The organism is Myceligenerans cantabricum (assembly GCF_054777735.1).
Genome location: NZ_BAAHAJ010000007.1, coordinates 1 through 26,222 on the forward strand (window position 1 = coordinate 1; position 26,222 = coordinate 26,222).

16 protein-coding genes and 1 rRNA gene are annotated in these 26,222 nt (G+C 71.0%); 2 read left to right on the forward strand and 15 right to left on the reverse strand.

Translation table 11 applies throughout. The features are described from left to right. The 9 genes from ACYU96_RS06895 to ACYU96_RS06935 all read right to left on the reverse strand — a co-directional run. Positions 1-63 (reverse strand): 16S ribosomal RNA (locus ACYU96_RS06895); the annotation flags it as partial. 671 nt (positions 64-734) lie between these two features. After that, a complete protein-coding gene (locus tag ACYU96_RS06900; RefSeq protein ID WP_460750746.1) occupies positions 735-1,730 on the reverse strand; it encodes a sugar phosphate isomerase/epimerase family protein in 996 nt (331 codons plus the stop codon). 202 nt (positions 1,731-1,932) lie between these two features. Further along, the gene (locus ACYU96_RS06905; RefSeq protein ID WP_460750749.1) at positions 1,933-2,934 is read right to left on the reverse strand and encodes a sugar phosphate isomerase/epimerase family protein; all 1,002 of its coding nucleotides are present in this window, start codon (positions 2,932-2,934) and stop codon (positions 1,933-1,935) included. Positions 2,935-2,992: 58 nt separating this feature from the next. Beyond that, entirely contained in the window at positions 2,993-3,613 is a 621-nt protein-coding gene (locus ACYU96_RS06910; protein WP_460750752.1) for a hypothetical protein, read from the reverse strand. A 231-nt stretch (positions 3,614-3,844) separates the two neighbouring features. Further along, complete coding sequence (locus tag ACYU96_RS06915) at positions 3,845-9,451, reverse strand: ThuA domain-containing protein (protein WP_460750755.1); 5,607 nt, start codon at positions 9,449-9,451, stop codon at positions 3,845-3,847. Between the two features lie 142 nt (positions 9,452-9,593). Continuing rightward, positions 9,594-10,772, reverse strand: a complete 1,179-nt coding sequence (locus ACYU96_RS06920) for a Gfo/Idh/MocA family protein (protein WP_460750759.1) — start codon at positions 10,770-10,772, stop codon at positions 9,594-9,596. A gap of 102 nt (positions 10,773-10,874) precedes the next feature. Beyond that, positions 10,875-11,936 carry a substrate-binding domain-containing protein gene (locus ACYU96_RS06925; protein ID WP_460750762.1) on the reverse strand — a complete coding sequence of 354 codons (1,062 nt, stop codon included), beginning with the start codon at positions 11,934-11,936 and terminating at the stop codon, positions 10,875-10,877. A gap of 72 nt (positions 11,937-12,008) precedes the next feature. Continuing rightward, positions 12,009-13,004 carry an ABC transporter permease gene (locus ACYU96_RS06930; RefSeq protein WP_460750912.1) on the reverse strand — a complete coding sequence of 332 codons (996 nt, stop codon included), beginning with the start codon at positions 13,002-13,004 and terminating at the stop codon, positions 12,009-12,011. A 29-nt stretch (positions 13,005-13,033) separates the two neighbouring features. Continuing rightward, complete coding sequence (locus tag ACYU96_RS06935) at positions 13,034-14,554, reverse strand: sugar ABC transporter ATP-binding protein (RefSeq protein WP_460750765.1); 1,521 nt, start codon at positions 14,552-14,554, stop codon at positions 13,034-13,036. Positions 14,555-14,741: 187 nt separating this feature from the next. Between ACYU96_RS06935 and ACYU96_RS06940 the strand changes: the two genes are divergently transcribed. Continuing rightward, positions 14,742-15,890 carry an ROK family protein gene (locus ACYU96_RS06940; RefSeq protein ID WP_460750768.1) on the forward strand — a complete coding sequence of 383 codons (1,149 nt, stop codon included), beginning with the start codon at positions 14,742-14,744 and terminating at the stop codon, positions 15,888-15,890. Continuing rightward, positions 15,887-16,558: a ThuA domain-containing protein gene (locus ACYU96_RS06945; RefSeq protein WP_460750771.1), complete on the forward strand. Its 672-nt coding sequence runs from the start codon at positions 15,887-15,889 to the stop codon at positions 16,556-16,558. The genes ACYU96_RS06940 and ACYU96_RS06945 overlap by 4 nt, the downstream gene beginning before the upstream one ends. Before the next feature lie 70 nt (positions 16,559-16,628). On the opposite strand, the gene ACYU96_RS06950 is transcribed toward ACYU96_RS06945, so the two are convergent. The 6 genes from ACYU96_RS06950 to ACYU96_RS06975 all read right to left on the reverse strand — a co-directional run bounded on the left by ACYU96_RS06950 (position 16,629) and on the right by ACYU96_RS06975 (position 26,221). Beyond that, positions 16,629-19,658, reverse strand: coding sequence for a family 16 glycoside hydrolase (locus ACYU96_RS06950; protein WP_460750773.1), 3,030 nt, complete (start codon positions 19,656-19,658; stop codon positions 16,629-16,631). Between the two features lie 114 nt (positions 19,659-19,772). Beyond that, entirely contained in the window at positions 19,773-22,262 is a 2,490-nt protein-coding gene (gene ligA, locus ACYU96_RS06955; RefSeq protein WP_460750776.1) for an NAD-dependent DNA ligase LigA, read from the reverse strand. A 77-nt stretch (positions 22,263-22,339) separates the two neighbouring features. Continuing rightward, complete coding sequence (locus tag ACYU96_RS06960) at positions 22,340-23,851, reverse strand: flavin-containing monooxygenase (protein ID WP_460750779.1); 1,512 nt, start codon at positions 23,849-23,851, stop codon at positions 22,340-22,342. A gap of 145 nt (positions 23,852-23,996) precedes the next feature. Continuing rightward, positions 23,997-25,232, reverse strand: a complete 1,236-nt coding sequence (locus ACYU96_RS06965) for a cytochrome P450 family protein (protein ID WP_460750782.1) — start codon at positions 25,230-25,232, stop codon at positions 23,997-23,999. A gap of 43 nt (positions 25,233-25,275) precedes the next feature. Further along, entirely contained in the window at positions 25,276-25,884 is a 609-nt protein-coding gene (locus tag ACYU96_RS06970; RefSeq protein ID WP_460750785.1) for a GTP-binding protein, read from the reverse strand. Continuing rightward, entirely contained in the window at positions 25,865-26,221 is a 357-nt protein-coding gene (locus tag ACYU96_RS06975; protein WP_460750788.1) for a DUF742 domain-containing protein, read from the reverse strand. Before ACYU96_RS06975 ends, ACYU96_RS06970 begins: the two co-directional genes overlap by 20 nt. Position 26,222: the final 1 nt, after the last annotated feature.

Sequence of the window (26,222 nt, forward strand, 5' to 3'; positions counted from 1 at the left end):
GACTTGCATGTGTTAAGCACGCCGCCAGCGTTCGTCCTGAGCCAGGATCAAACTCTCCGTAAAAGAACAAAACTCTTCACAGAGCAATAATGATACCGGCCAGACCAAAACATCCAGCTTCAGTCCGTCCAAAAACAACCCCCAGCAGAACAAACCAACCAACCCACAACGGGCCAACCAGTCCACCCCACCAAAGGCACAAAACATTTGGCATTGACTATCAAGCACACTGTTGAGTTCTCAAACAACCGACGCACACCGTCTCAGATCCAAACCCGCTGGTTTCGACCCGAATCCGGGGCAACCTCTTAAACTTACCACCACTGTTTCCGTCCCACAAATCCCCGAATCTTGCGATCGAGAGTCCGTATCGAGACGGCAACGAGCCGTGAGTCTCAGAGAAGGTGGCCAAGCCCTGGCACGTCCAGCCCGTCACCTTGCGGTTCCTTGCTGTCCGTCTGCCCGTCGGGCTGACAACGAGAACATTACACACGTCCGACGGCGATGCCAACTCGCGGCCGGTGACCCCGGACACGCGCATCCCCGCAGATGAGTGGACATTTTTCGAGTCCATTGACCGGACAAGACCTCTCCTTGTGACAGGCACCACCTATCCGGTCGCGGCGCACGCTCGGATGACCATCCGAGTACTCGGAGACCGTCGACCTGCGACAGAACTTTGTGTGGCCGGCGTCGGGGACGGCGCCGGCCACACCCCTGCTCCCCGCGCGGGATCAGCAGCGCCGCAGCGACCTGATCTCGCCGTAGGAGCGCTCGGCGTTCCCGAACGAGTCCGCCGGGAACCCGGGCGCCGGCGTCGTCGCCGCGTTGTCCTGCTCCCAGATCCCGTGCCGCCGGCCGCCGCCCGCGAGCGCCGACAGGAACTCGGTGTACGGCAGGTCGCCGGCGCCGAACTCGACGATGTCGTAGCCCGCGGAGCTCTCCGGGTCGACCTCCCCGTCCTTGAGGTGCAGGAGCGGGTACCGGTGCGGGTTGCGCCGGACGTAGTCGACCGGCTCGAACCCGGGGTACCGGTGCTGGCCGACGTAGGCCCAGTAGACGTCCATCTCGAGGTACACCTTCCCGGGGTCGGTGTGGTCGTAGAAGACGTCGTAGAGGCGGACGTCCGGGTCGTCGGTGGCGAAAGCGAACTCGCCGTCGTGGTTGTGCTGGTAGAACTTCAGCCCGCGGGCGGCAGCCGCCTCGCCGAAGCCGTTGAACTGCTCGGCCGCGGCGAGGTAGCCGGCGACCGTGCGGTCGGAGGTGGGCGCCTGGGCGGTGCCGACGTGCTCCATCCCCAGGATCTCTGCGATGTCGAGCTCGCGCTCCATGCTGTTCGCGAAGTCGGCGATGCCGCGGTGCGAGCCGACGGCGCGCAGGCCGTTGTCGTCGAGGAGCTGCCGGATCTCCTCGGGCGTGATCGGCCCGACGTCGTTCTGCGTGTAGCCGGCGAACTCGACCTCCGCGTACCCGATGGCGGAGAGCCGCTCGAACACGGTGCGGAAGCCGAGCGAGGCGACCTTGTCGCGGATCGAGTACAGCTGGATGCCGATGTGGCCCGGCGGCACGAGCACGCGGCCCCGGCCCCGGCCGGCGGCCGCCGGGGCGAGCGCGGCGGCCGCGGGACCGGGGGCGGCGGCGGCCCCGGCGAGGGAGGCGGCTCCCACGGCGACGGTGCCGCCCGCCAGTCGGAGGAAGTTCCTGCGGTCGACGTCGGTGCGTGTGTCCATCACTGCTCTCCTTCGTCCCGAGCGGCCCGGACGGGCCGGTCGTTGCCTGTTCGGCCGCCGGAGGCGCCGTGACGCCCTCGCCGGTCATGGTCACCGCGGCGCCGTGGCCGGGCCTCGTCCGCGTCTCCCGCGTCCGAGGTCCGGCCTCCTGCGCCCGCGGCGCGTCACGCGCCGGGCCGTGCCCGTCTGCCCGCCGGGACCGTCAGCGGGTCGAGAACGCGGCGTCGAACGCGGCGTCAGGGGCGTCGAACGCGCGGCTGCGCACGAACTCCAGCGCCTCCGGCGCGCCGACGAGCCGGTCCATGCCCGCGTCCTCCCACTCGACGGAGATCGGTCCGGCGTAGCCGATCGTGTTGAGCATGCGGAAGGCGTCCTCCCACGGGACGTCCCCGTGGCCGGTCGAGATGAAGTCCCAGCCGCGCCGCGGGTCTGCCCAGGGCAGGTGCGAGGACAGGCGGCCGTTGCGCCCGTTGGACATCCGCTTCTTCGTGTCCTTGCAGTCCACGTGATAGATCCGGTCCCGGAAGTCCCAGAGGAACGACACCGGGTCCAGGTCCTGCCACACCATGTGCGACGGGTCCCAGTTGAGCCCGAACGCCTCCCGGTGGCCGATCGCCTCCAGCGTGGCGACGGTCGTCCAGTAGTCGTACGCGATCTCGCTCGGGTGCACCTCGTGGGCGAACCGCACCCCGACCTCGTCGAACACGTCGAGGATGGGGTTCCAGCGGTCGGCGAAGTCCTGGTAGCCGGCGTCGACCATGTCGGCCGAGGCCGGCGGGAACATGGCCACGTACTTCCAGATGGAGGAACCGGTGAACCCGACGACCGTGTCGACGCCCAGCCTCGCGGCGAGCCGGGCGGTGTGCTGCATCTCCTCGGCCGCGCGCCGGCGCACGCCCTCGGGATCGCCGTCACCCCACACGCGGTCGGAAAGGATGTCGCGGTGCCGCTGGTCGATCGGGTCGTCGCACACTGCCTGGCCCTTGAGGTGGTTCGAGATCGCCCAGACCTTGAGGCCGTGCTTCTCGAGGAGGGCGAGCCGCCCCGCCACGTACTCGTCGTCGTCCCACCGCCAGGGGTCGAGGTGGTCGCCCCAGCAGGCGAGCTCGAGGCCGTCGTAGCCCCAGCCGGCCGCGAGGCGGGCCACCTCTTCGAGCGGCAGGTCCGCCCACTGGCCCGTGAACAGCGTGATCGGTCGTGTCATCGTGTTTCCTCCTGTGCGTGACGATCCGGCGTCGCCGGTCGTGCCCATCGGTCTGCGGTCACGTCGCCCGGCCGCGCCGGACCACGACGGCCGTCACCACTCCTGCGGCGACGAGCGCCGCGAGCGCCCAGCCGATCCAGGCCGGCACGCCCGGGGACGAGGAGCCGTCCCCGGTTCGCGCGGCGGCGGTGTCGCCCTCCGCTCCTGGTGCGGCAGCGTCCGGGTCGTCGGCACCGGCCGTGTCGTCGGCGTCGTCCTGGCCGGAGCTCGCGGACGGTTCCGGGGTGTCGGGGGCCGGCGGGGCGACGACGTCGAGCTCGGTCCGCACCTTCGCCTTCTGCGGTTCCTTCACCCGCGCGGTCACCGTCCAGTGCCCCTCGCCGAGCAGCGCGGGCTCCGACCGGTACCAGCCGACGCCCTCCGAGGCGGAGACGAGCCGGATCGGGCCGACCTCCTCGCCGCTGTCGGAGGCCGCCCGTACCACCACGACGGCGGACTCCTCGACGGGATGTCCGTCTCCCGCCCAGACCAGCGCCGCGGAGACCCCGCCGGCACCGTCCGTGCCGAGCTCGACGTCGATCTGGCCGCCGTGCGCCGCGACAGGGGCCGTCCCGGCGGTTCCGACCACCAGTCCGAGCGCCAGCACGACCGCCGCACCGAGGCGTGTGAACCGTTGCATGTCCGTTCCTTTCCGACTCGAGGGGCCGAGGCCCGGAGGCCTCGGCACGAGGCCGGAGCGCATCCACCCCGTGCCGAGGTGGGCCGGGTGGTCCCCGGCCCTGCCGCCGGCCTGCACCGCACCCCGTCGACGCCCTGGGGCCGAGGTCGCCGACGGGGCGTCAAGCGCGGTGTCAGCCGGCGGCGGTCGTCGGGGCGTGCGCCGTCAGGACGGCGCACGCCCCAGGTTCTCTCAGTCGCACCTCTCCTCGACGGTCACGATCAGGCGTGCCTTGCCGGACGGGCTGAGCGTCCAGTCCCCGGCCGGGGTCAGGTCGGTGCCCGCGGTCGGCGAGGCGATCACCCGGTACTCGCCCGGTGCGAGGTCGCCCAGGTCGCGCGGCTTGCCCTGCGGCCTGCCGGCGACCCACCGGTGCACGACGTAGCTGCGCACCCCCGGAAGCTCGACCGGATCGATCGACCCGCCCGCGTCGCACGTCGCCGCCTTCACGACGACGTCCGGCGTGCTCGGGTCCGGGCACTCCGGCTCCTGGAGCGTCACGAAGAGCACGGCGAGGCCGTTGTCCCGGATCTTCCAGTCACCGTCGCCGACGAGGTGGTACCCGTCGTCCGGCCGGGCCGCGATCCGGTACTCCCCGGGAGGCAGGTCGTCCAGGTCGTCCAGACGGTCGCCGGCGGCGCCGTCCACCCACTCGCGCACGACGTACGACCGCACGCCCGTGGTGTCGGCCGTGACCAGGGCGCCCCCGGTCGTGACCTCCGCTCCGGACGCGGCGTACGAGCACGTGGGCTGGACGATCTCGACGCCTGGTGCCGCCTCGGCGGTCTCGGGCTCCGCGACGGTGAACTCGAGGGTCTCGCCGACCACCGTCTCGCCGTCCACGGACGCCCGCACCTGCACCGTGTGGGCGCCGGGTGCGGAGATCTCCAGCGGCGCGGTGTACTCGGCCCAGCCGCCGTCGTCGACGTTGACCTCCCGGTACACCTGGGCGCCGTCCGGGCCGCCCGTGGTCTCCACCGTGACGGTCACCGGCCCGCGCCACTGCCCGTCGCTGCCGTCCGGTGCGGCCGGCGACAGCGTGCCGGCCACCTCGAGCGCCTCGGCGGTGCCGACGACCCGGAAGTGGTCGAACGATGCCGTGGCCGCCGACTGCTGGGAGGCCCCGAGGGCGTAGAGACCCACCCGGGCGTCCTGCAGCCCGTCGTGCGTCACCGGCTCGGCGAGAGTCGTCCAGTCCTCACCGTCCGCGCTGTACGCGCCGGTGTAGGTCGACCCTTCCTTGGACAACCGCAGGTACCACACGCCCGACGTGAGCTCGTTCGCGTTCGGCTGCGGGTCCTGCACGACGGCGTCGGCCTCGCTGCGCAGCTCGATGCGCCGCGTGACGGCGGATCCCGCAGCGTTGTCGGCCACGAGGTCGAGCTTGACGTAGTCGTCGTCACCGCCGTAGACGATCAGGCCGCCCTGCTGGTACTGCTGGTCGAAGTCCGACCCGTCCACCAGGGTCTCGACGGTCCAGTCGTCCTCGGGCAGATCCTGCACGACGATGTTCGGCGTGCCGGTGTTGCTCCCGGTGTAGATGTCCGTGGGGGTCGTGTCGATCTCCAGCGCCCCACCGGTCACCCGGTACCCCGTCGGGTCGTCGCGCACGACGTCCCAGCGGCAGCCGTCGAGCCCGTCACCGTCGAACTCGTCGTCGGGCCCGGGGGCCTCGGCGGTGTCGTCCGGGGTGATCTGGAACCAGTCGAACCGCGCGTCCACGACGTCCGCGGCCGAGCCGGTGCCTGCGAGCGCGACGAGCCCGATCTGCGGGTCGTCGATACCGGTGAGCGACTTGGTCTGCGGCATGGCCGTGAAGTCCACGCCGTCCGCCGAGTACGACGCCGTCAGGTCGTCGCCGTCGCTGCTCGCGAGCCGCACGTACACGGTGTCCGGGTACGCCTCGCCCAGTGCCGGGGAGTTGGACTCGTCGACCTCGTTCGGTGCGCCGTCCTCCTCACGGATGTACTGGAAGACGCGCGTGGCCGGGTCGGCAGGTGCCGAGCGTCCCTCGAGCACCAGCTTCGCGTAGTTGTCGGCGTCACCGTAGATCAGCAGCCCGGCCTGCTGGTACTGCGCGTAGGCCGGGATCGTGACCTTGGCCGTCGCGGTGAACGGACCGTCGGGGAGATCCTGCAGGACGAGGTTCGGCACGGTGCCGTTGTCCGTCCCGTAGAAGTCCGAGACGCTCGCCGGGATCGTGAGGACACCGTCGCCGACGCTCAGGTCCTGGTTCTGGTCGACCACCGTCCAGCGGTCCGGGTCGAGCTCGGCACCGAGGAAGCCGTCCGACCGGCCTGCCAGGCACGGGGTCGGCTCGATGACCGTCCCCGTCACCTCGACCATGACGTACTCGACGGCGTAGGCGCCGCCCTCGTCGGTGACGCGCACCTGGAGCCGGTAGGTGCCCGGCGACTCGTAGGTGTGCTCGAACGCCGGCGTGCCGTCCACGAACCCGTCACCGAGACCGGCGTCCCAGGCATAGGTGAGGTCGCCGGACCCGTCCGGGTCGGTGGCCTCGGCGGACGCGGTGACGGTCAGCGGGGCGTCGCCCGCGACCGGGTCGACCGTCAGCTCGACCTGCGGCCGTTCGTTGTCGGTGACCCCGCGGCCGTCGATCTCCATCCAGTTGACGTTGATCCCGCCGGACAGCAGCACGAAGTGCAGCGATCCCGAGCCGGACGGCACGTCGGTCAGGTCGGTGGCGACGTCGACGTACTGCTGCCAGTCACCCGTGTCGGGCACGGTGATGCGGCCGATCTCCGGTCCGTCGGGCGCGTCCCAGCGCAGCGACACCTCTCCGCCGCCGCCCGCCGAGGCGGCACGCAGCGAGATCGCCTCGACCTCGGTCAGGCTCACCGGTTCGTGGGCCCAGTAGTCGCCGGGCTCGATGTACCCGATGTTCTGGCCGCCACCGGCGGTGTCGCCCGTCTCCTCGATCTGGACGCCCGGGTCCCCGGCACCGTCACCGATGCCGTCGGCCCGGCCCGTGCCGGTGAAGAACTCCGACTGCACCAGCTTGGGCTGCAGCACCTGGAGGTCGGTCGTGGTCAGCGGGACGCCGGCCGCGCCGCCGTCGTCGGTGTAGAAGGCCTCGATCACCCAGAAGATGTTCGACTCGATGCCGTGACCCTCGTCGCGGGCGGTCTGGATGACGCCCTCACAGCCGGTCAGCTCGTCGAACGGGTGGGCGTGCGAGTCGTGCCCGAGCGACGTGAACAGCGAGACGTCGTCACAGGTCACCTCACCGTCGGGGTCGTCGACGTCGATCTCGTAGCGCACCTGGTCGCCCCACTCGAAGAAGCCGCCGTTCTCCGGGAAGGTGATCGACACCTCGGGCGCGATGTTGCCCACCACGATCGTCACGTTCGCCACGCCGGTCTGCCCGGCGGCGTCGGTGGCGACGAGCTGGGCCGTGTAGCGGCCGTTCTCGGTGTAGGTGTGGGTCGGGTTCGCCTCGCTGCTCGGCGCGGAACCGTCGCCGAACGTCCACTGCAGCGTGATCGGCTCCCCGGCCGGGTGCCGGGTGCCCTCCGAGGAGAACTCCACGGTCAGCGGGGCCAGGCCGTCGGTGACGTCGGCGCTCGCCCGGGCGATGGGTGCCGGGTCGCCCTCGACGTAGTTGACGCGGTAGACGCCCGAGCTGTCGTTGTTGCCGCCGAACCCGGAGCCCCAGTCCACGACGTACAGCGCGCCGTCGGGACCGAAGTCGAAGTCCATCGGCCGGTCGAACCCGACGCTCGGGTCGAAGATCCCGGGCAGCGCCCGGTTGATGTCCACCAGGTCGTCCCGCTGCTCGCCCGCGAGCTGGAAGGAGTACATGCGCCCCTGGTTCCACTCGCCGAACAGCGCCTTGCCGTCCCAGTAGGCCGGCCACTTGACGTCGGACTCCAGCTCCGCGTCGTAGGAGTAGACCGGGCCGCCCATCGGTGCGCCACCGCCGCCGATCTCCGGGAAGAGCGGGTTGGTCGCGTACCCGTACCAGACCTCGGCCTCGGTGGCCGGCGGGAGCTGGGTGATGCCGGTGTTGTGCGGCGAGTCGTTCACCGGACCGCCGTCGCAGTCGAACTCGGCGCCGGACTGGCCCGTGGCGAAGTCGTAGGCGTGGTAGGCGTTGTTCGCCCCCGTGCAGTACGGCCAGCCGTAGAAGCCCGGCTCGCTCACGACGTTCCACTCCACCGTGCCGGCGGGGCCGCGATCGGGGTCCGCCGAGCCGGCGTCCGGGCCGTAGTCAGCCACGAGAACGTTGTCGTTCGCCGGGTCGACGCCGATCCGGAACGGGTTGCGGAAGCCCATCGCGTAGATCTCGGGCAAGGTGTCCGCCGTCCCCGAGGCGAACATGTTGCCCTCGGGAACCGTGTAGGAGCCGTCGTCCTGGGGCGTGATCCGCAGGATCTTGCCACGCAGGTCGTTGCTGTTGGCCGACGTGCGCTGGGAGTCGAAGTTCTCCCGGTCGGCCCGCTCGTCCAGGGGCGCGTAGCCCTGGGACTCGAACGGGTTGGTGTTGTCACCGGTGGCCACGTACAGGTTGCCGGCCTCGTCGAACACCATGTCACCGCCGGCGTGGCAGCACGTCTGGCGCTGCGTCGGGATGATCAGCACGGTCTCCTCGGTGGCCGCGTCGATCGTGCCGGACGCCGCGTCGTAGTCGAAGCGGGAGACCCGGTTGTGCGGGCCGTCGTCGCCCACGTCCTGCGGTGACCAGAACAGGTAGACCCAGCCGTTCGCCGAGAAGTCGGGGTCCAGCACGACGCCGGTCAGGCCGTCCTCGTTCGACTGGGTGACCGGCAGCGTCATCGCGGTGCTGGTCGTGCTCGACTCCGGGTCGATGAGCTGGACCCGTCCGTCACGCTCGACGTAGAAGACGGTGCCGTCGTCGGCGACGTCCAGCATCATCGGGTTGGCGGTGTCCTCGTCGAGCGGGACCATCTCGTAGCTGTCGCTCTGCGTCGCGGCGCAGTCGGAGTCGACGACGCCGGCCGCGGTCTGCAGCCCGCCCAGCAGGTGCTCCAGGAACTCGGGCTCGCTGAACGAGGCGTCGGTGTGACCGCCGCCCGTGTACCAGGAGCGGCCCCCGTCGTAGGCCTGGCACCAGGCGATCGGGTGCTCGGCCCCCATCGCGCCCGTCCCGGCGTCGTAGGTGGTCTCGTCCAGGGAGGCCAGGACGTGCACCTCGTCGCGCGGGTCGGAGCGGTAGTTGTACCACTCGTCGAACCGCTCCCACCGCTGCGGGAGGTGCGCGGTCGAGGCGTGGTCGTGGTCCTCGACCTTGACCGTGGCGTCCTGGTTCTGCGGGTGGGAGTTGAAGTAGGCCCCCACGAGCTCGCCGTACCAGGACCAGTCGTACTCCGTGTCCGAGGCGGCGTGGATGCCGGCGTAGCCGCCGCCGTCCTGGATGTAGCGCTCGAACGCGGCCTGCTGCTGATCGTCCAGGACGTCACCGGTGGTGGAGAGCCAGGCGACGACGTCGTAGTCCGCCAGGTTCTCGTCGGTGAACGCCGCGGCGTCCTCGGTGGCGTCCACGGTGAACCCGTTGTCGGCACCGAGCTGTTCGATGGCCGCGATCCCCGCGGGGATCGAGCCGTGCCGGAACCCCGCCGTGCGCGAGAAGACGAGCACGTTGAACGGGTCGGCCTGGGCCGGGGCTGCGGCAAGCTGTCCGGTTGATCGCACAGCCTCCGCGGCTGCCTGCGCCGGCGTCGCGCCGGCAAGCGTCATGGGAGCGGCGACCGCGAGTGATGCGGCGACGGCGATCAGCCATCGACCCGCACGCGGTGCTCCCCAGAGCAAGTTTCTCACCAAGAACTCCTTCGTCGTCGAACGGTCTTGTTGCGCTCCGGGGTCCCGAACCGTCGGCCCTGACGGCATCGTCACCGGTGTGGTCGTCATCATCGGGCGTCGTGCGGGCCCGCTCCTCCTCTCGTCGGGTCGGCCGGGGCCGTCACGACAGCTCCACCCAGCCGCTGCCCTGCCGCCAGCTACGCTCCACGGCGTCGAGCACCCGCTGGACGGCCAGGCCGTCGGCGAACGACGGCCGTGGCTGACGTGCTGCCGCCAGGTCCTCCACCAGGTCCACGACCTGGTGCGTGAACCCGTGCTCGTAGCCGAGCCCGTGCCCGGGAGGCCACCAGGCCGCGATGTAGGGGTGGTCGGGCTCGGTCGCCAGGATACGGCGGAAGCCCGCCGTCCTGGAGTCCTCGCCGTCGTCGAAGAACTGCAGCACGTTCATGTCCTCGAAGTCGAACGCCAGCGAACCGCGCGACCCGTTGACCTCGAGCCGGATGGCGTTCTTGCGGCCCGCGGCGAACCGTGTCGCCTCGAAGCTCGCCAGGCCGCCGCCGGACAGCCGCCCGAAGAACAGCGCGGCGTCGTCCACCGTGACGGGGCCGGTGCCCTCACCGGCACGACCGGACAGCCCGGACGACGACGCCGCCACGGGCCGCTCGTCGACGAACGTCTCGAGCATCCCGCTGACCCCCGTGAGGGACTCGCCGGTGATGAACTGGGCAAGGTCCACGACGTGCGCGCCGATGTCACCCAGCGCGCCCGATCCGGCCTTCTCCTTGTCCAGCCGCCACGACAGCGGTGCCGCCGGGTCGGTCAGCCAGTCCTGCAGGTACTGCGCCCGGACGTGGCGCACCTGGCCGATGCGGCCGTCGGCCACGAGCTGCCGGGCGAGCTGGATCGCCGGCACCCGGCGGTAGGTGAAGCCCACCATGGCCAGGACGCCACGCTCGGCCGCCCGTTCCGCGGCCGCGGCCATGAGCTCGGCCTCGGCGACCGTGTTGGCCAGCGGCTTCTCGCACAGGACGTGCTTTCCGGCGTCCAGGGCCGCGATGGCGATCTCGGCGTGCGTGTTCCCGGGCGTGCAGACGTCGACGAGCTCGACGTCGTCGCGTCCGAGCAGCGTGCGCCAGTCCGTCGTCGACTCCTGCCAGCCGAGCCGCTCGGCGGCGGCACTGACGCCGTCGGCGGAGCGTCCGGCCACGACGCGCATGTCGACCTGCCGCGGGAGCTCGAAGAAGCGGGGGGCGGTGCGCCAGGCCTGGGAGTGAGCGGCGCCCATGAACGAGTAGCCGACCATGCCGACGCCTAGCCGGCCGCGGGGCGCGTCACCCATGAGTGTGTCCTTCCGTCGTCGGGGTCCGGCCGCCGGAGCGGGCGGCCGGGACCGCGGTGGCGAGGCGCGGGGTGCCTCACCACCGGCGGTGGCAGTCGGTGGTCAGGAGCGGAAGCCGAGTTCCAGGTACTGCTCGACGTTGTCCGCCGTGACCACCGGCGCGTAGAGCTGGATGGTGTGCGGCGCTCCCGCGGAGACGAGGTCGTCCATGTCCTTGTCCTGGGCGATCAGCCGCGCCAGCTTGATGCCGTCGGCCGCCTGGGTGGACGGGTAGATGACGGTCGCCTGCAGGACGGAGTCTCCGGCCTGGATCTCCTCCATCACGTCGAGCGAGCCGGCGCCGCCGACCATGAAGAACTCGTCGCGGCCGGCGTTCTCGATGGCGGCCATGACGCCGATGCCCTGGTCGTCGTCGTGGTTCCAGATGGCATCGATCTCGGGCTCCGCCTGGAGCAGGTTGGAGGTCGCGGTCTCGCCGCCCTGGATGGTGAAGTCGGCGGCCACCTGGGTGGAGACCTCCAGGCCGCAGTCGCTGAGGGCGTCTTCGAAGCCCTCGGACCGGTCCTGGGTGAGCGGCAGGTTCGCGATGCCCTGGATCTCCGCGACGACGGCGTCGGGCTGGTCGCCGAGCTGCTCGCAGATGTACGTGCCGGCCGAGACACCCATCCCGTAGTTGTCACCGAGGATGGTGGCGCGGGAGGCGAACGGGCTGGACAGCTCGCGGTCGACGTTGATGACCGGGATGCCGGCCTCCATCGCGTCCAGGGCGACCTCCGTCAGGGCGTCGCCGTCGAACGGCAGCAGCACGATGGCGTCGACGTCCTCGTTGATGAACTGCTCGATGTGGCTGATCTGCATGTTGACGTCGTTGGTGGCCTCGGCCTGGCGCAGCTCGACGTCCTCGTACTGCTCGGCCGTGTCGAGGGCCGACCGGGTGATGGCGCCCATCCAGCCGTGGTCGGCGGCAGGAGCGGAGAAACCGATCGTGAGGGAGTCGCCCGGCTCGTCGTTGGCGGTGCCGCCGCCCTGCTCCGAGCTCACGGAGTCGCCGTCGTTCTCCTCCTCGGGCGGTTCGTTGCTGACGCAGCCGGCGACCAGGAGTGCGGAGGCTGCCAGTGCAGCGGGGATGCCGATGATCCGGCGGAGATTCTTCCTAGCGGACATGAGATCTTCCTCGATTCGGTCCGGTACTTGCGGGGGGTGGGTCGGTTGGTTGTGGGGATGGGCCGGGGCCGGTCAGGTCGATTTCGACCGGTTGGCGAAACGCTGCTGCAGAAGCACGGCGGCCACGATGATGGCGCCCTTGGCGACGAGCTGGGCCGAGGTCGACATGTTGTTGATGGTGAACACGTTGGTCAGCACGGTGAAGATGAGGACGCCCACCACGGTGCCGACGATCGTGCCGCGACCACCGATGAGCAGGGTGCCGCCGACGACGACGGCGGCGATGGCTTCGAGCTCCCAGAGCATGCCGTGGGTGGAGGTGCCCGCCGTGGTGCGGCCGAGCATCATCGCCCCGGCGATCCCCGCGGTGAGCCCGGCCAGGCCGTAGATGTACAGGGTGTGGCGCTGCACCTTGATCCCGGCGAGGCGCGACGCCTCGGCGTTGCCGCCGATCGCGACGGTCCGCCGCCCGAACGTGGTCCGGTTGAGCAGGAACCAGCCGGCCACGGCGACGACGGCGAAGATCCACACGAGGATCGGCACGCCCAGCGGTTCCAGCCGGAAGAACTCGATGAAGTCGTTGCTCTGCACCCGCTGCGTCTGCCGGTTGGAGATCATCTCCGCCAGGCCGCGGGCGCTGGCGAGCATCGCGAGCGTGGTGATGAACGGGACGACGCGTCCGTAGGCGATGATCACACCGTTGACGAGGCCGGCGATCGTGCCGACCGCCATGGCCGTGAACACCATCACCACCCAGTGGAGGTCGTCCGCCATGGCCTGCGCCGCCAGGGTGGTGGCCCAGACGGTGGTGAGCCCCATGACGGAGCCGACCGAGAGGTCGATGCCCCCGGAGGTGATGACGAACGTCATCCCGATCGCGAGGACGCCGATGACGGCGGCCAGGCGCAGGACGGTCATGAGGTTGTCGATGCTGGCGAACCGCTCGCCGCCGGTGATGACGCCCACCACACAGATCAGCGCCAGGGCGAGGACGAGGCCGGCGTTCCGGCCGGCGGCGCCGGAGAACAGCGACCGGCGTCGCGCCCTGCTCTCGTTCTTGCTCTCCATGTCGGCCGGTGGGACGGCCGTGGTTTCGGTCACGCGCTTGTTCCTTCCATGACGAGGTCGAGCACCTCGTGCTCGTCGATCTCCTGCGCGGGCGCGCTGCGCACGACCCGTCCGTCGGACACGACCAGCACCTGGTCCGCCAGGCCCAGCACCTCGGGGATCTCGCTCGAGACCACGAGGACGGCGGTGCCCGCGTCGGCCAGGCGGCGCACGAGGGCGTAGATCTCGGAGCGCGCCCCGACGTCGACGCCGCGCGTGGGCTCGTCGAGCAGCAGCACCTCGCACCCGTGCACGAGCCAGCGGGCGAGCATCGCCTTCTGCTGGTTACCTCCCGACAGGGTCCGGATCGCCCGGTCGACGTCGTGCGGTCGCAGGTCGAGCGCGGTGGCCTGCTCCTGCGCGGCCTTCGTCTCGGCGCGCTCGTCGAGCCACCCGGCCCGAGCCATGCGCGCGAAGCTGGAGAGGGTGATGTTGCGGTAGACGGGTTCGTCGAGCACCAGGCCCTGGCTCTTGCGCTCCTCGGGGGCGAGCCCGATCCCGGCGGAGACCGCAGCGGCGACGGAGCCGCGGCGGATCGTCCTGCCGTCGAGCGTGATCGTCCCCGCCGTGGGGCGGCGTGCGCCGTAGATCGTCTCGAGGATCTCCGAGCGGCCGGAGCCCACGAGCCCTGCCAGGCCGACGATCTCTCCCGCGCGGATGCTCAGGGAGACGTCCTCGAAGGTGCCCGCGAGCCCGAGGGCGTCCACCGTGAGGCGGACGGGGGCGTCGCCGGGCACCCCGGGCCGTGCGGGGAACGCGTACTCCACGCTCTTGCCGGTCATGAGCCGGATGAGCTCATCCGTGCCGGTCGAGGCGACCGGCAGGTTCCGGCCCACCGTCACGCCGTCCTTGAGCACGGTGATGCGGTCGCCGATCCGGCGGATCTCCTCGAGGCGGTGGGAGATGTAGATGATCGCGATCCCTTGCGCGGTGAGCTCCTCCACCACTCGGAAGAGGTTGTCGACCTCGCCGGAGTCGAGGACCGCCGACGGCTCGTCCATGACGATCACCCGTGCGTCGCGCGAGAGGGCCCGCGCCATCGAGACGACCTGCTTACCTGCTGCCGACAGGCCGCCGACCTCACGATGGGGCCCGATCTCCGGGTGGCCGAGCCGCTCCATGGCGCGGCGGGTGCGGGCGGCGGCCTCCCGCCGCTGGGTGAACCCCGCCGACGCGAGCTCGTGCCCGAGGTAGATGTTCTCGGCGACGGTGAGCCCGTCGACGACGTCGAGCTCCTGGTACATCGTGGCGACGCCGTGCTCCAGCGCGGCGACAGGGTGCGCGATCCGGATCTCTTCGCCGTCGAGCAGGATCGTGCCGGCGGTGGGCTGGTGCGCCCCCGCGAGGACCTTGATGAGGGTGGACTTGCCGGCCCCGTTCTGACCGAGCAGGCAGTGCACCTCACCGGGTACGACGTCGAGGTCGACGCCGTCGAGCGCCTTGGCGCCCGGGAAGTGCTTGACGATGCCTCGCATCTGCAGCAGCGGTGCGGTGGGGTCTCCAGTGACCATACGGCGACTCTAAGCGCGACTTCTGCCAACTGTCAATCATAAGTTCCGGTACTTTAGGATGTTACCAACCCGTGATCGGGAATCGGGGACGTAGGGGACGTAAGAGTGGCGACGAAAGGTGGCATGGTTCACTGTGCTCATGGAAGGGCTGGCGAAATTTCCACCGCGACCGACAGGAGCGGGGGACATGTTCCAACTGTTCCGGAACGGCGCACCGCGCACGCGTGCCTCGCTCGTGGCGGAGACCGGACAATCGCGATCGACCGTCGCCGCACGCATCGACGCCCTGCGGTCCGTCGGCCTGCTGGCCCCGGCCGGAGAAGCCTCCAGCACCGGGGGACGCCCGCCGTCGACCTTCGCGTTCGACCCCGGTGCGCGCCTCGCGCTGGGCGTCGACCTCGGCGCCACGCACGCGCGGATCGCCGTCACCGACCTCGCGGCCGAGCCGGTCACGCAGATCGACGAGCCGCTCGCGATCGCCGACGGCCCGGACCGCGTGCTGGCCTGGGTGGCCGAGACCGGCCAGAAGCTGGTCAGCCAGGCCGGACGCCGCATGGAGGAGATCGCCGGCGTCGGCATCGGGCTTCCCGGCCCGGTCGACCACAGCACGGGCCGGCCCGTCAACCCGCCGATCATGCCCGGGTGGGGCGGCGCCGACGTCCCGGCCGAGCTGTACGCACGGCTCGGGGCACCCGTGATGGTGGACAACGACGTCAACATCATGGCGCTCGGCGAGCACCGCACGATGGCCCCGGACGTCGGCGACCTGCTGTTCGTCAAGGTGGCGACCGGCATCGGCGCGGGCGTCATCATGGACGGACACCTGCGCCGCGGGGCCCAGGGCGCCGCCGGCGACCTCGGGCACGTCACGGTGCCCGGTGCCGGCGACATCCCCTGCCGGTGCGGCAACAGCGGCTGCCTCGAGGCCGTGGCCGGCGGCGGCGCCATCGTGGCGCGGCTGCGCGAGGACGGCGCGACCGTCGAGACCACCCAGGACATCGTCGACCTCGTCCGGACCGGTGACGTCGCCGCCGGGCAGGCGGTCCGCCAGGCCGGCCGAGACATCGGCAGCGTCCTGGCCGCGTCCGTCAGTCTGCTGAACCCCGCGCGGATCGTCGTCGGCGGCATCCTCGCCGGCGCCGGCGAGCACCTCATGGCGGGCATCCGTGAGGTCGTGTACCAGCGCTCGCTCCCCCTGGCCACGCGGGACCTGCGGATCACCCCGTCCGAGGCGGGCGCCCAAGCCGGTGTCGTCGGCGCAGCGACACTGGTCATCGAGCAGTACCTTGCGCCGTTGTCGGTCGATTCGCTCATCGCTGCCAAGGAGGTCTCGTGACCACGCGTACCGCACTTGTCGTCCGGGGAGGTTGGGACGGGCACGACCCCACGGGAACCACCGACCTGTTCATCCCGTTCCTGAAGCAGGCCGATTTCGAGGTCACGGTCGAGGACTCCCTCGAGATCTACGCCGACGAAGACGTCATGGCCCGCACCGACCTCGTCGTCCAGTCGTGGACGATGGGCGACATCCTCGTCGAGGAGATGCACGGGCTGCGGGTGGCGGTCGAGAACGGCACCGGGCTCGCCGGCTGGCACGGCGGGATCCTGGACGCCTTCCGCAACGCCACCGACTTCCAGCACATCGTCGGCGGCCAGTTCGTCGCCCATCCCGGCGACATGGTCGACCACGAGATCGCCGTCCGGCCCGAACGCGCCGGCCACCCGGTCGTCGCGGGCCTGTCGTCGCCGATCCGGCTGCACACCGAGCAGTACTGGGTGCAGCACGACCCGGCCTGCGACGTCCTCATGACGACCACGCACCAGCCCCGGCCGGACACGCCGTGGCACGAGTCCGTCACGGTGCCGGTGACCTGGACCCGGCACTGGGGCGAGGGCCGGGTCTTCGCCTGCACCGTGGGCCACTCCGTCACCGAGCTCGAGCACCCCTCGATCCACGAGATCGTCACGCGCGGCCTGCTCTGGGCGGCGCGCCCCGCGAGGTAGTCCGGCGTCGGGACGGCGAGACGCCCGGGACGATGCCGTCCCGGGCGTCTCCTGCGTCACGCGTCAGCCGTCAGCCGGCGTCCGACAGGTCCTTCACCCGCACGTCGCGGTAGAAGATCGTCTCCCCGCCCCCGTGGTTCTGGAGGCCCACGTACCCCTGGGCGAGGTCGCGCGCGGGATCGGTGCTGACGAAGTCGTTCACCAGCACCCCGTTGAGGAGCACCTCGATGGTCTGGCCGACGACGCGGATCTCGTAGGAGTTCCACGACCCCGGCGGGTCGAGCGCCTGCTCGACGGCGGCCAGGTCGGCCCCCTGGAAGGTGTAGACGGCCCCGGTGGTGCGGTCCGGCTCGTCGCTGGCGTCGATCTGGATCTCGTAGCCCTGGTCGACCGCGACCCACGGGTCGTTCCCCGGGTCGGGGAATCCGACGAAGACGCCGCCGTTGTCGTCCTGCACCAGCTTCCAGTCGAGCTTGAGGCTGTACTCGCCCAGCTCCTGACCGGTGTGCCAGAGCAGGCCCATGCCACCCGTGCTCCGGATCGAGCAGTCGCTCTGCCGCCCGAACGACCCGGCGCCGGCCAGCCGCCAGCCGTCCAGCGACTCCAGGGTGCCGTCGAACAGGGCCTCGTAGCCCCGCTCGTACCGCGCCGGGCCGCAGAGGTCGGCACGACGGCCGACCGCGAGGGCGTCGAGGTTGACGTTGCCGTCGTCCTCCTCGTCGTAGCGCAGCGTGATGGTGTTGACTCCCTTGCGCAGGGGCAGGTCGCGCGTGACCGTCGCCCACGTCTTCCAGTCACCAGTGGGCTCCAGCGCCCACGGCTCCACCTCTTCCCCGTTGACCAGCACCGAGACCGTCTTGGTGCCCTCGAACGGGTCGGGGCCGTTCGCGTAGCGCAGGTTCACCGGCCGGCTGCCCCCGCGGCGGACGTCCGTGGTGAACGTCGCCGACGCGCCCACCTCGCCGAAGCCGTCCACGAACCCGGAGCCGGAGTAGCCGCTGTGCTCGGTGTCGACGTCCGCCGAACCCCGCAGCGTGGCCTCCTCCGCCTCGTGGTAGCCGCGCTCGGCCGGCGACCGGTAGCCGGGGACGGCGTTGAGCGTGTACCAGGCCTCCGTGTTCCACAGCTCCCGGCCTTCGGCGTCCGTGAAGGGACGGGGGCTGCGCAGATGCACCACCCGCCCCGGTTCGCGCCCTTCGACGGTGAGCGACACCTTCGTGCGGTCCCGGGACACCCGGGCGTCCGCGACGAACAGCGGCCGCTCGTCGACCTTCGGGCCGCCGTAGGCGCGCGTCGGCACGTAGCGCCAGTGGTCCATGCGGAACGCCGCGTTCGGGTCCTCGTCGATCTTCGCGACCGTCTCGTCCGACAGCGGCTGCGTGTACTCGACGGTGAAGCCCTTCCGGGTGGCGCGCAGCTCGGTCATGTCGAAGGCGCTCTCGCCGTTCGGCGTGAGCTTCTGCAGGCCGTAGCGCAGCTTGCCCGGCTCGCTCCAGTTGCCGCCCTCGCCGATGCCGCCGACGTACAGCGCCCCGTCGGGCCCGACGACGGTGCGGTTGACGCCCGCCTCGAGACCGGCCGAGTGCCGGAACACCGCGCCCTGGTACTCGCCGTCGACCTTCTCGAGGAAGCCTCGCTGCAGACCGCCGTAGGTGACGTCACCGAACACGAGCTGGCCCGCGTAGGGCCCCTCGTCGAGTCGCACGGGCGAGCTCGGCGAGTTGCCGATCTCGTTCTGCGGCACCCACAGCGCCGGGGCGCTCACCGGCTCGTCGTCGAACGGGCCCGCCGGGTTGGTGAAGTGGTTGAAGAACTTGCCCTGCTCGATGTGGACCAGCTTCGAGCTGGGCAGCCAGCCACCCTGGTTGTCCATGACGAACAGCTCGCCGTCGGGGCCCTCGACCATGCCGTTGGGCGTGCGCAGGCCGCCGGCCACGTACTCGACGTCGCCCGTCTCGCGGTCGATCCGGATCGCCGTGCCGCGGTTCTCCGCGGGCTGCGGGTCGGTGGTGGCGCCGCCGTTGTTGATCGCGACGGACAGGTTGACGTAGAAGGAGTCCTCGTCGTGCAGCAGGCCGAACGCGAACTCGTGGAAGTTCTCCCCGAACGGCCACTCGGCGACCGTGCGGTGGTCGTCGTAGAAGCCGTCGCCGTCGGGGTCGGTGAGCTCCGTGAGGCGGTCCCGCTCGGAGACGTAGATCGAGTCGCCGAGCACCGCCAGGCCCATCGGGTTGAACAGGTCCGTGGCGACCTTCTCGACCGTGACCTCGTCCCTCGACGTCTCGCCGGTCACGTTGTCCAGCAGGAAGACCTCACCGGGCTCCGGGTCCTCGACCCAGCCACCGGGGCTCACCGAGCCGGACGTGACCACGGCGAGGCGGTCGTCGGCGGTCCAGTCGAGCGCGGCGACCATGGGCTCGAAGCCCTCGGGGCGCAGGTCCGTGAGCGTGTAGCCCGGGTGGACCGAGTCCAGCCGCATGCCGTCGCCCGCGGTATCGTCCTGCCCCTCGCAGTACTTGGTGCCCGGTGCCGTCACGCGCACCACGCCGGCCTCGGTGCTCAGGGCCGAGGACGGCACCACCTCGAACTCGGCGGCGCCCGGCGGGCGCCACTCCAGCCTGAGGACCTGACCACCCGTGTTCTCGAAGTACTCCACCTTCAGGTCGTGGTACCCGGAGGAGAGCGCGACCGAACCCTCGGCGGGTTCGGCCCCGTGAAGGCCGTCGTGGTCGACGACAACGCTGTCGTCGATGAGCAGGCGCGAGCCGTCGTCGCTGGTGAGCCGGAAATCGTAGGTGCCGTCGGCGGGAACCGACAGGTTGGCCAGGGCGTGGGCGATGAAGTGGTCGCCCCTCCCGAAGTCCGCTTCCGTCGAGTAGTCGATGGTCGGCTTGAGCTGGTCGACGTTCGGGGTCTGGCCCGAACGGAGCGTGCACAGCTCGCTGAGATCACGCGCCAGGTCGTAGGTCCTCAGGGTGACGCCCGGTTCCTGCGGCGGTAGGTCGTCGGCCGCCGCCGCGGCAGGGACCGTCCCTGCCAGCAGCGCGCCCGTCAGTGTTGCGGCAGCCGTGGCCGCCAGGGTCCGTCTCGTGCGGGTCATGGATCCTCGCGAGCGCATGCGCCCTCCTCGGTCGTCGTTGACCTTACGGTCAGCAAACTACGAGGACTTTTGCCGCTAGTCAAGCAAAAGGTGTCACTTGGATGTGGTAACTCTTCAGAGCGCCTCCGGCCCGCCCTCCAGGAGGACCTTGAAGGCGGCCTCGTCGAGGACGGGCAGCCCGAGCTCCTCGGCCTTCGCCGCCTTCGACCCGGCCTTCTCCCCCGCGACCACGTAGTCCGTCTTCTTCGAGACCGACCCGGCGGACTTCCCGCCCGCCGCGATGACCGCCTCCTTGGCGCCGTCGCGCGTGAAGTCGGCCAGGGATCCGGTCACCACGACGGTGAGCCCGGCCAGCGGGCCCTCCGGCCCGGAGCCCTCGGCGGCCTTCGCCGCCATCTCCTCCGGGCCCGGATGGCCCGGTGTCGCGAAGCGGACGCCGGCCTCCCGCCACGCGTCGACGATCTCCACGTGCCACGGGACGTCGAACCAGGCGAGCACCTCGTCGGCGATCACCGGGCCGACGCCGTCGACGGCGGCGAGCTCCTCGCGCGACGCCGCGCGGATCGCGTCCAGCGACCCGAACCAGTCGGCCAGCGCCCGCGCCGCGACCGGGCCGACGTGCCGGACGTTGAGCGAGACGATCTGCCGCCACAGGTCCTTCGTCCGGGCCAGCCCGAGCTCGTCGAGCAGCTTCGTCGCCTGCGCGGACGGTTCCACCAGCTCGTGGTCCTTGCGGATGCCCGCACGGCGCCGCTCGGCGGGGTCCATGTCCTCGGTCCCCGGCGGGTAGACCCTCGAGGTCTTCTGGAAGGGTCTGCGCACCCGGGCCACGCCGTCGTCGTCCACCTTGGGCTCGCCGGTCTCGGCGTCGCGGACGACCACCTCGATGGGGACGAGATCGTCGAGGGTGAGGGAGAACAGTCCCGCCTCGGTACGGAGCGGAGGCGTGGCGGGGACCCGTGGCTGGGTGAGGGCGGCGGCCGTCACCTCGCCGAGAGCCTCGATGTCGAGACCGCCGCGGGAGCCGATGTGCTCGACACGTCCGCGCACCTGCGCGGGGCACGACTCGGCGTTGGGACAGCGCAGGTCGACGTCGGCCTCCTTCATGGGGCGCAGGGCCGTGCCGCACTCGGGACACTCGACGGGCATGACGAAGTCCTCCCGCGGGTAGCCGTCGTCGGCCAGCGCGGCGACCGGACCGAGGATCTCGGGGATGACGTCACCGGCCTTGCGCAGCACGACCACGTCACCGATGCGGACGCCCTTGGCCCGCACCACGTCCTGGTTGTGCAGGGTGGCCTGGCGAACGGTGGAGCCGGCGACCGTGACCGGTTCCATCACCGCGTACGGCGTGGCGCGGCCGGTGCGCCCGACACCGATCTGGATGGCGAGCAGGCGGGTGTTGACCTCCTCGGGCGGGTACTTGTAGGCGATCGCCCAGCGCGGCGCACGGCTCGTGGTGCCGAGGCTGCGCTGCTGCTCGCGGCTGTCCACCTTGACGACGATGCCGTCCAGCTCGTGCTCGATGTCGTGCCGGTGCTCGGCGAAGTACGCGATCCGCTCCAGCGCCTCGCCCAGCCCGTCGACCACCAGGTTGTGCGGGGACACCGGGACGCCCCACTGCTCGAAGAGCGCGTAGGCCTCCGACTGCCGGGCTAGCTCCGCGTGCTCGCCCGTGGTCCACTGCAGTGCGCCGACGCCGTGGGCGTACATGCGCAGACCCTCCAGACGGGCGAGCCCGGCCTCCAGGTTGAGGCCTTCCTTCTGGTCCAGGAGCTGGCGCAGCCCGCCGGCCGCGGCGTTGCGCGGGTTCGCGAACTGGGGGAACCGGCGCAACGCGGCGAGGCGGGCCCGTTCCTCGTCGAACGACCTGCCGCCCGCATGGTCCGCCGCGCGGGCCCGCGCCTCCTCCACGACCCGCTCGCGCAGCTGCTCCTGCAGCTCGTTGAGCCGGGCGAACGTGGCCACCGGGATGAAGACCTCGCCGCGCACCTCGACGAGGTCGGGATGCCCGTCGCCCTCGAGCCGCTGCGGTATGCCGGCGATGCGCAGGACGTTTCGCGTCACGTCCTCGCCCTCGCGACCGTCTCCTCGGGTCACGCCGCGGACGAGCCTGCCCTGCTCGTAGACCAGGGAGATGGCGAGCCCGTCGATCTTGACCTCGCACAGGTAGCCCACCGTGGACTCCTCGCCGAGCCCGAGGTCGCGGTGCACCCGGGCCGCCCACTCCGCGAGCTCGTCGGTGCTGAACACGTTGTCCAGCGAGAGCATCCGCTCGACGTGCTGCACCGTGGCGAACCCCGCGGCGGCGGCGCCACCGACGGTCTGCGTGGGCGACTCGGGCGTGGCCAGCGCCGGGAACTGCGCCTCGAGGGCCTTGAGCTCGCGCATCCAGCCGTCGTACTCGGCGTCGGACACCTCGGGGGCGTCGCGCGCGAAGTACGCCTCGCGTGCCTCCTCGACGAGCTCGGCGAGCCTCGCCCAGCGGCGCTGCGCGGCGACCTGCTGGCCGGCCGCGCCCGCGGCGTCGACGAGGTCGGAGGAGGTGTCGGCGGGTGCGTCCTCGAGGACGACGGACTGGGGCTTGGCGTTGCGCTCGGTCACGGGTCCATCATGGCCCGGCTGTCTGACATTGACGACGGCTGCGGGCGCAGGGCGCGGGCCGCCCTGCGCCCGTGCGCTCAGGCGTCGATGGTCACCGTGCGGTTCGCGATCTTCTCCTTGAGCTGCGGCAGGAGGGCCGCGTAGTCGCCCGGGTCCAGCGGTAGCAGCCACTGCTTGACCTTCTGGCCGCGGGAGACGTCGAGGCCGATGTCGGAGAGCGTCTCGTCGATGTTGTGCAGCGAGAACGGGATGACGTTGGTGCCGCGCGCGTGCTTGCCCTTGGTGCGCTCCTTCATCCACCGCACCCGTTCCGCGACCGCGGCGCGCCGCTCCTCGACCGGGGGCAGGTCGAGGACCCCGCCCAGGTATGCGCCGATCCACAGCGCGCCCACCTCGGCCGACAGCGGACTGAACAGCGACGAGTTGTACCCGGCGAAGGTCAGGTCGGGCACGTCGTGCGGGAGGATCTGGTGCCAGAACTCGTAGTTGCCCTCGTCGTCCACGAGACGCTGCGCGACGGAGTCGTCCAGGAACGGGATCCGCTGGTGGAAGCCCGTGCCGCACACGACGACGTCGGCCCGCACGGTCTCGCCGTCGGTGAGCTCGGCGTTCGGCTGCCCGTCCTCGGCGACCACGAACCGGGAGATCTCGGTGTCGCGGTGGACCGAGATGGTCCCGGCGGCGACCTGCTCGTAGAAGCCGTCGGTCGACAGGGAGATGGTGCTGCTGGCGATGTCGGAGAACTCGCCGTGCGGCACGAGGCCGAGCTTCTTCAGCCCGAGCTGGGCCGTCACGAACGCGCCCAGCGAGTCGACCATCCCCTGCCGGACGGGGTTGCCGGCGCCGTGCAGGAACCGCTCCATGCGGGTCTTCTGCGTCTGGTACCGGAACAGGTTCTCGCCCAGCCGGTTGAGCAGGAGGTACTTCATGTTGAGCGCGCCGCCGATCTTCTTCGGCATCTTCCACAGCAGGTGCCGCGCGACGACCGTGGTGCTGGCGGCGACCTCGCCGATCTCGGCCGCGACGTCGCACGCGGACTTGCCGTAGCCGACGACGACGACGTGCTTGCCGCGGACCGACTCGATGTCGTTGAGCTGGCTGGACGCCACGAGGCGCCCGCCGGCCCGCACGAGGTCCGGGTAGCCCTCGTAGCGGGGCAGGACCGGGTCGGAGAAGATGCCGTTGGCGACCACGAGGTGGTCGAAGCGCTCGGGGGCGCGCAGCGGGGCGCCGGACGGGCGCGCGGTGACCAGCCAGCCGTCCGTGTCGGGTGTCGGCTCGGCGCGCACCACCTCGGTCGACAGCCGCAGGTTCGGCTTGAGGCCGAACTCACGCACGTACCGCTCGAGGTAGGCCTGGACCTGCGACCCGGTGGGCCACTCGGGGTACTCCTTGGGCATCGGCAGGTCCGAGAACGCGTACGAGTCGCGGTTGTTCTGCGTCCGCAGGCCGGTGTAGCGGCGGGTCACGCTCCACACGCCGCCGACGTCCGGCGCCTTCTCGTAGACCGTCACCTCGTGCCCGAGCTCTTTGAGCACCTTGGCGGTGGCCAGTCCTGCGAACCCTGCTCCGACGACGGCGATCCTCACGTTGTCCCCTGCTCCTTCGGCCGAAAAAAATCTTCCTTGCGACAATCCGGTCGAATAGTAGCGCCGCTCCACCCCTCAGGAACAGGGGGTATGCGAGAAATGTGCGACTCGCAGTGCGTGGACGACGGGCCCGGACGACGGGCACCTACCAGCGGCTGCCCTGGACCGGCTCGATGAAGCGGACGGGGAGGGACGACGGGTACCGGGTCCACACCGAGCGCACGATCCCGATCCTCTCGGCGGCCACGTCGAGGCGCATCTGCGGGATCCGGTGCACCACCGCCGAGATCGCCGTGCGGCCGATGATGGCCGCCACGCGCTGCGCGGGGCAGCTGTGCGGCCCCACGCCCCAGGTGAGGTGATAGCGGCCCCCGGAGTCGGACAGGGGGTCGTCGATGGCGAGGGCCGGGTCGGAGTTCGCGGCGGCGATCGCGGGGACGAGCGCGTCCCCCGCCGACACGAGGCGCCCACCGAGCTCGCAGTCCTGGCGTGCGAACCGCGGCAGCACGTTGACGACCGGCGGCCGCACCCGGGACACCTCGTCCACCGCGTCCGTCACGTCCAGCCTGCCGCCGTAGAGCCGCGCCGCGAAGCGGTCGTCGGTGAGCAGCATGTGCAGGCCGCCGGCGATCCAGGCGACCTCGGCGTCGTGCGAGATGACGAACATCTCGGCGAGCGTCGTCATGACCTCGACGTCGTTCTCCATGGCGGAGTGGCCGAGCAGCGCGGTCGTCAGGTCCTCACCCGGCTCCAGCCGGTGGGCCGCCACGTGCTCCATCATGATCTGCATGCTCTCCTCCGACGCCGGCACGGCGCGGTCGGAGGCCGAGTACACGTCATGCGTGAGGGTGCTCATCCGCTGCGCGTCGGAGTGGCTCAGGCCGAGGAGCTCGCCGAGCACCTGCACGCACAGCGGCACCGTGAAGTCCTGGATGAGGTCCGCCTCGCCCCGCCCCGCGAGGCCGTCCAGGATCGCGTCGCAGGCCACCTCCACGGAGCGGCGCAGGCGCGTCTCGTCGATCTGCATGAACGCGTCGTCGATCGGCGCCCGCAGCCGCCGGTGCCGCGGCCCGTCCGCGTAGTAGGCGTTCTCCCGCGGGGCCATGACCGCGAGCAGCCCCGGCGGGAGCTCCCGCCGCTGCACGTACGTCCAGTTGCGCGGGTCCCGCGAGAACATGATCTCGCTGCGCAGCATGGACGCCGCTTCCTCGTAGCCGAGCACCAGCCAGGCGGGCACGCCCGGCACGATGTCGACCGGAGCGAGCGGGCCCCACTTGTCCCGGAGCCGCTCGTAGTCGCCGTACGGATCCAGCGACTCGCGGTCGCCGAGGAGGGCCGGACGGTAGGGCACGTCCTCCAGCCGGGTCCGGTCGGGGCCCACGCTCAGTCTCCTGGGTTGCATGTGTGATGGGCACCCGCCCGCGTCACGCGGGCGCCTTCTGGAACGCCGGGAACGTCATCGCGTGCTCCACGAGCTGGACGAGTGCCTGGGCCGACGACGTCTTGTTGCGCGCGTCGCACCGCACGATGGGCGTGGAGGGCAGCAGGTCGAGCGCAGCACGGATGCGCTCGACCGGATACTGCGGTGAGTCCGGGAACTGGTTGATGACCACGGCGAACGGCATCTTGGTGCGCAGCTCGAGCTGGTCCAGCACCTCGAACGAGGACTCGATGCTGCGGGTGTCCACCATGACCAGCGCTCCCACGGCACCGTCGGCGAGCCCTGCCCACAGGTCCCAGAAGCGCCGCTGCCCGGGCGTGCCGAACATGTACAGCGCGATCTCCTGCGACACGGTGAGGCGGCCGAAGTCGAGCGCCACGGTCGTGGTCGTCTTCTCCGGCAGGCCCGGGTCGACACCCACGCTCGCCGTCGTGATCTGCTCCTCGGTGCGGAGCGGGTCGATCTCGCTGACGGAGCCGATGAGGGTCGTCTTGCCGACCCCGAAGGCGCCCACCACGAGAACCTTCACCGAGCGCGCCACGGTCGGCGCGAGGTGCTGGCCTGTCGTCGGTTCAGATGTTGCGGAGTCCATCGAGCACCTTCTCCAGGATGTCCCGGCCGGGTAGGACGTGGGCCTGGTGGTTGGATCGGATCGTCAGGTGGCCAGAGTCGACAAGGTCCGAGACCAGCACCGCGACGAGGCTGACCGGAAGGGCCAGATAGGCGGCGACCTCCGCGAGCGCGAGGGTCCCACGGCAGAGTCTTACCAGATCACGCTGCTGCCGGCCCGCGCTCGACGGCGCCGGGCGGCCGTCGACCGCGACCAGCAGCGTCTCCGGGCGCAAGGTGTTGCGGGTCGGGTGCGCTCGCCCGGACGTCAGCACATATGAACGGACCGGATGGTCGCGGTACTCGTCCCCCTGTGTCATA

Excerpts from the sequence above, each read along its gene's own strand:
- ACYU96_RS06940 (WP_460750768.1), top strand. The coding sequence starts at position 14,742 with ATGTTCCAACTGTTCCGGAACGGCGCACCGCGCACGCGTGCCTCGCTC.
- ACYU96_RS06905 (WP_460750749.1), bottom strand. The coding sequence starts at position 2,934 with ATGACACGACCGATCACGCTGTTCACGGGCCAGTGGGCGGACCTGCCG.
- ACYU96_RS06975 (WP_460750788.1), bottom strand. The coding sequence starts at position 26,221 with ATGACACAGGGGGACGAGTACCGCGACCATCCGGTCCGTTCATATGTG.
- ACYU96_RS06970 (WP_460750785.1), bottom strand. The coding sequence starts at position 25,884 with ATGGACTCCGCAACATCTGAACCGACGACAGGCCAGCACCTCGCGCCG.
- ACYU96_RS06930 (WP_460750912.1), bottom strand. The coding sequence starts at position 13,004 with ATGGAGAGCAAGAACGAGAGCAGGGCGCGACGCCGGTCGCTGTTCTCC.
- ACYU96_RS06900 (WP_460750746.1), bottom strand. The coding sequence starts at position 1,730 with ATGGACACACGCACCGACGTCGACCGCAGGAACTTCCTCCGACTGGCG.
- ACYU96_RS06925 (WP_460750762.1), bottom strand. The coding sequence starts at position 11,936 with ATGTCCGCTAGGAAGAATCTCCGCCGGATCATCGGCATCCCCGCTGCA.
- ACYU96_RS06920 (WP_460750759.1), bottom strand. The coding sequence starts at position 10,772 with ATGGGTGACGCGCCCCGCGGCCGGCTAGGCGTCGGCATGGTCGGCTAC.
- ACYU96_RS06935 (WP_460750765.1), bottom strand. The coding sequence starts at position 14,554 with ATGGTCACTGGAGACCCCACCGCACCGCTGCTGCAGATGCGAGGCATC.
- ACYU96_RS06950 (WP_460750773.1), bottom strand. The coding sequence starts at position 19,658 with ATGACCCGCACGAGACGGACCCTGGCGGCCACGGCTGCCGCAACACTG.
- ACYU96_RS06910 (WP_460750752.1), bottom strand. The coding sequence starts at position 3,613 with ATGCAACGGTTCACACGCCTCGGTGCGGCGGTCGTGCTGGCGCTCGGA.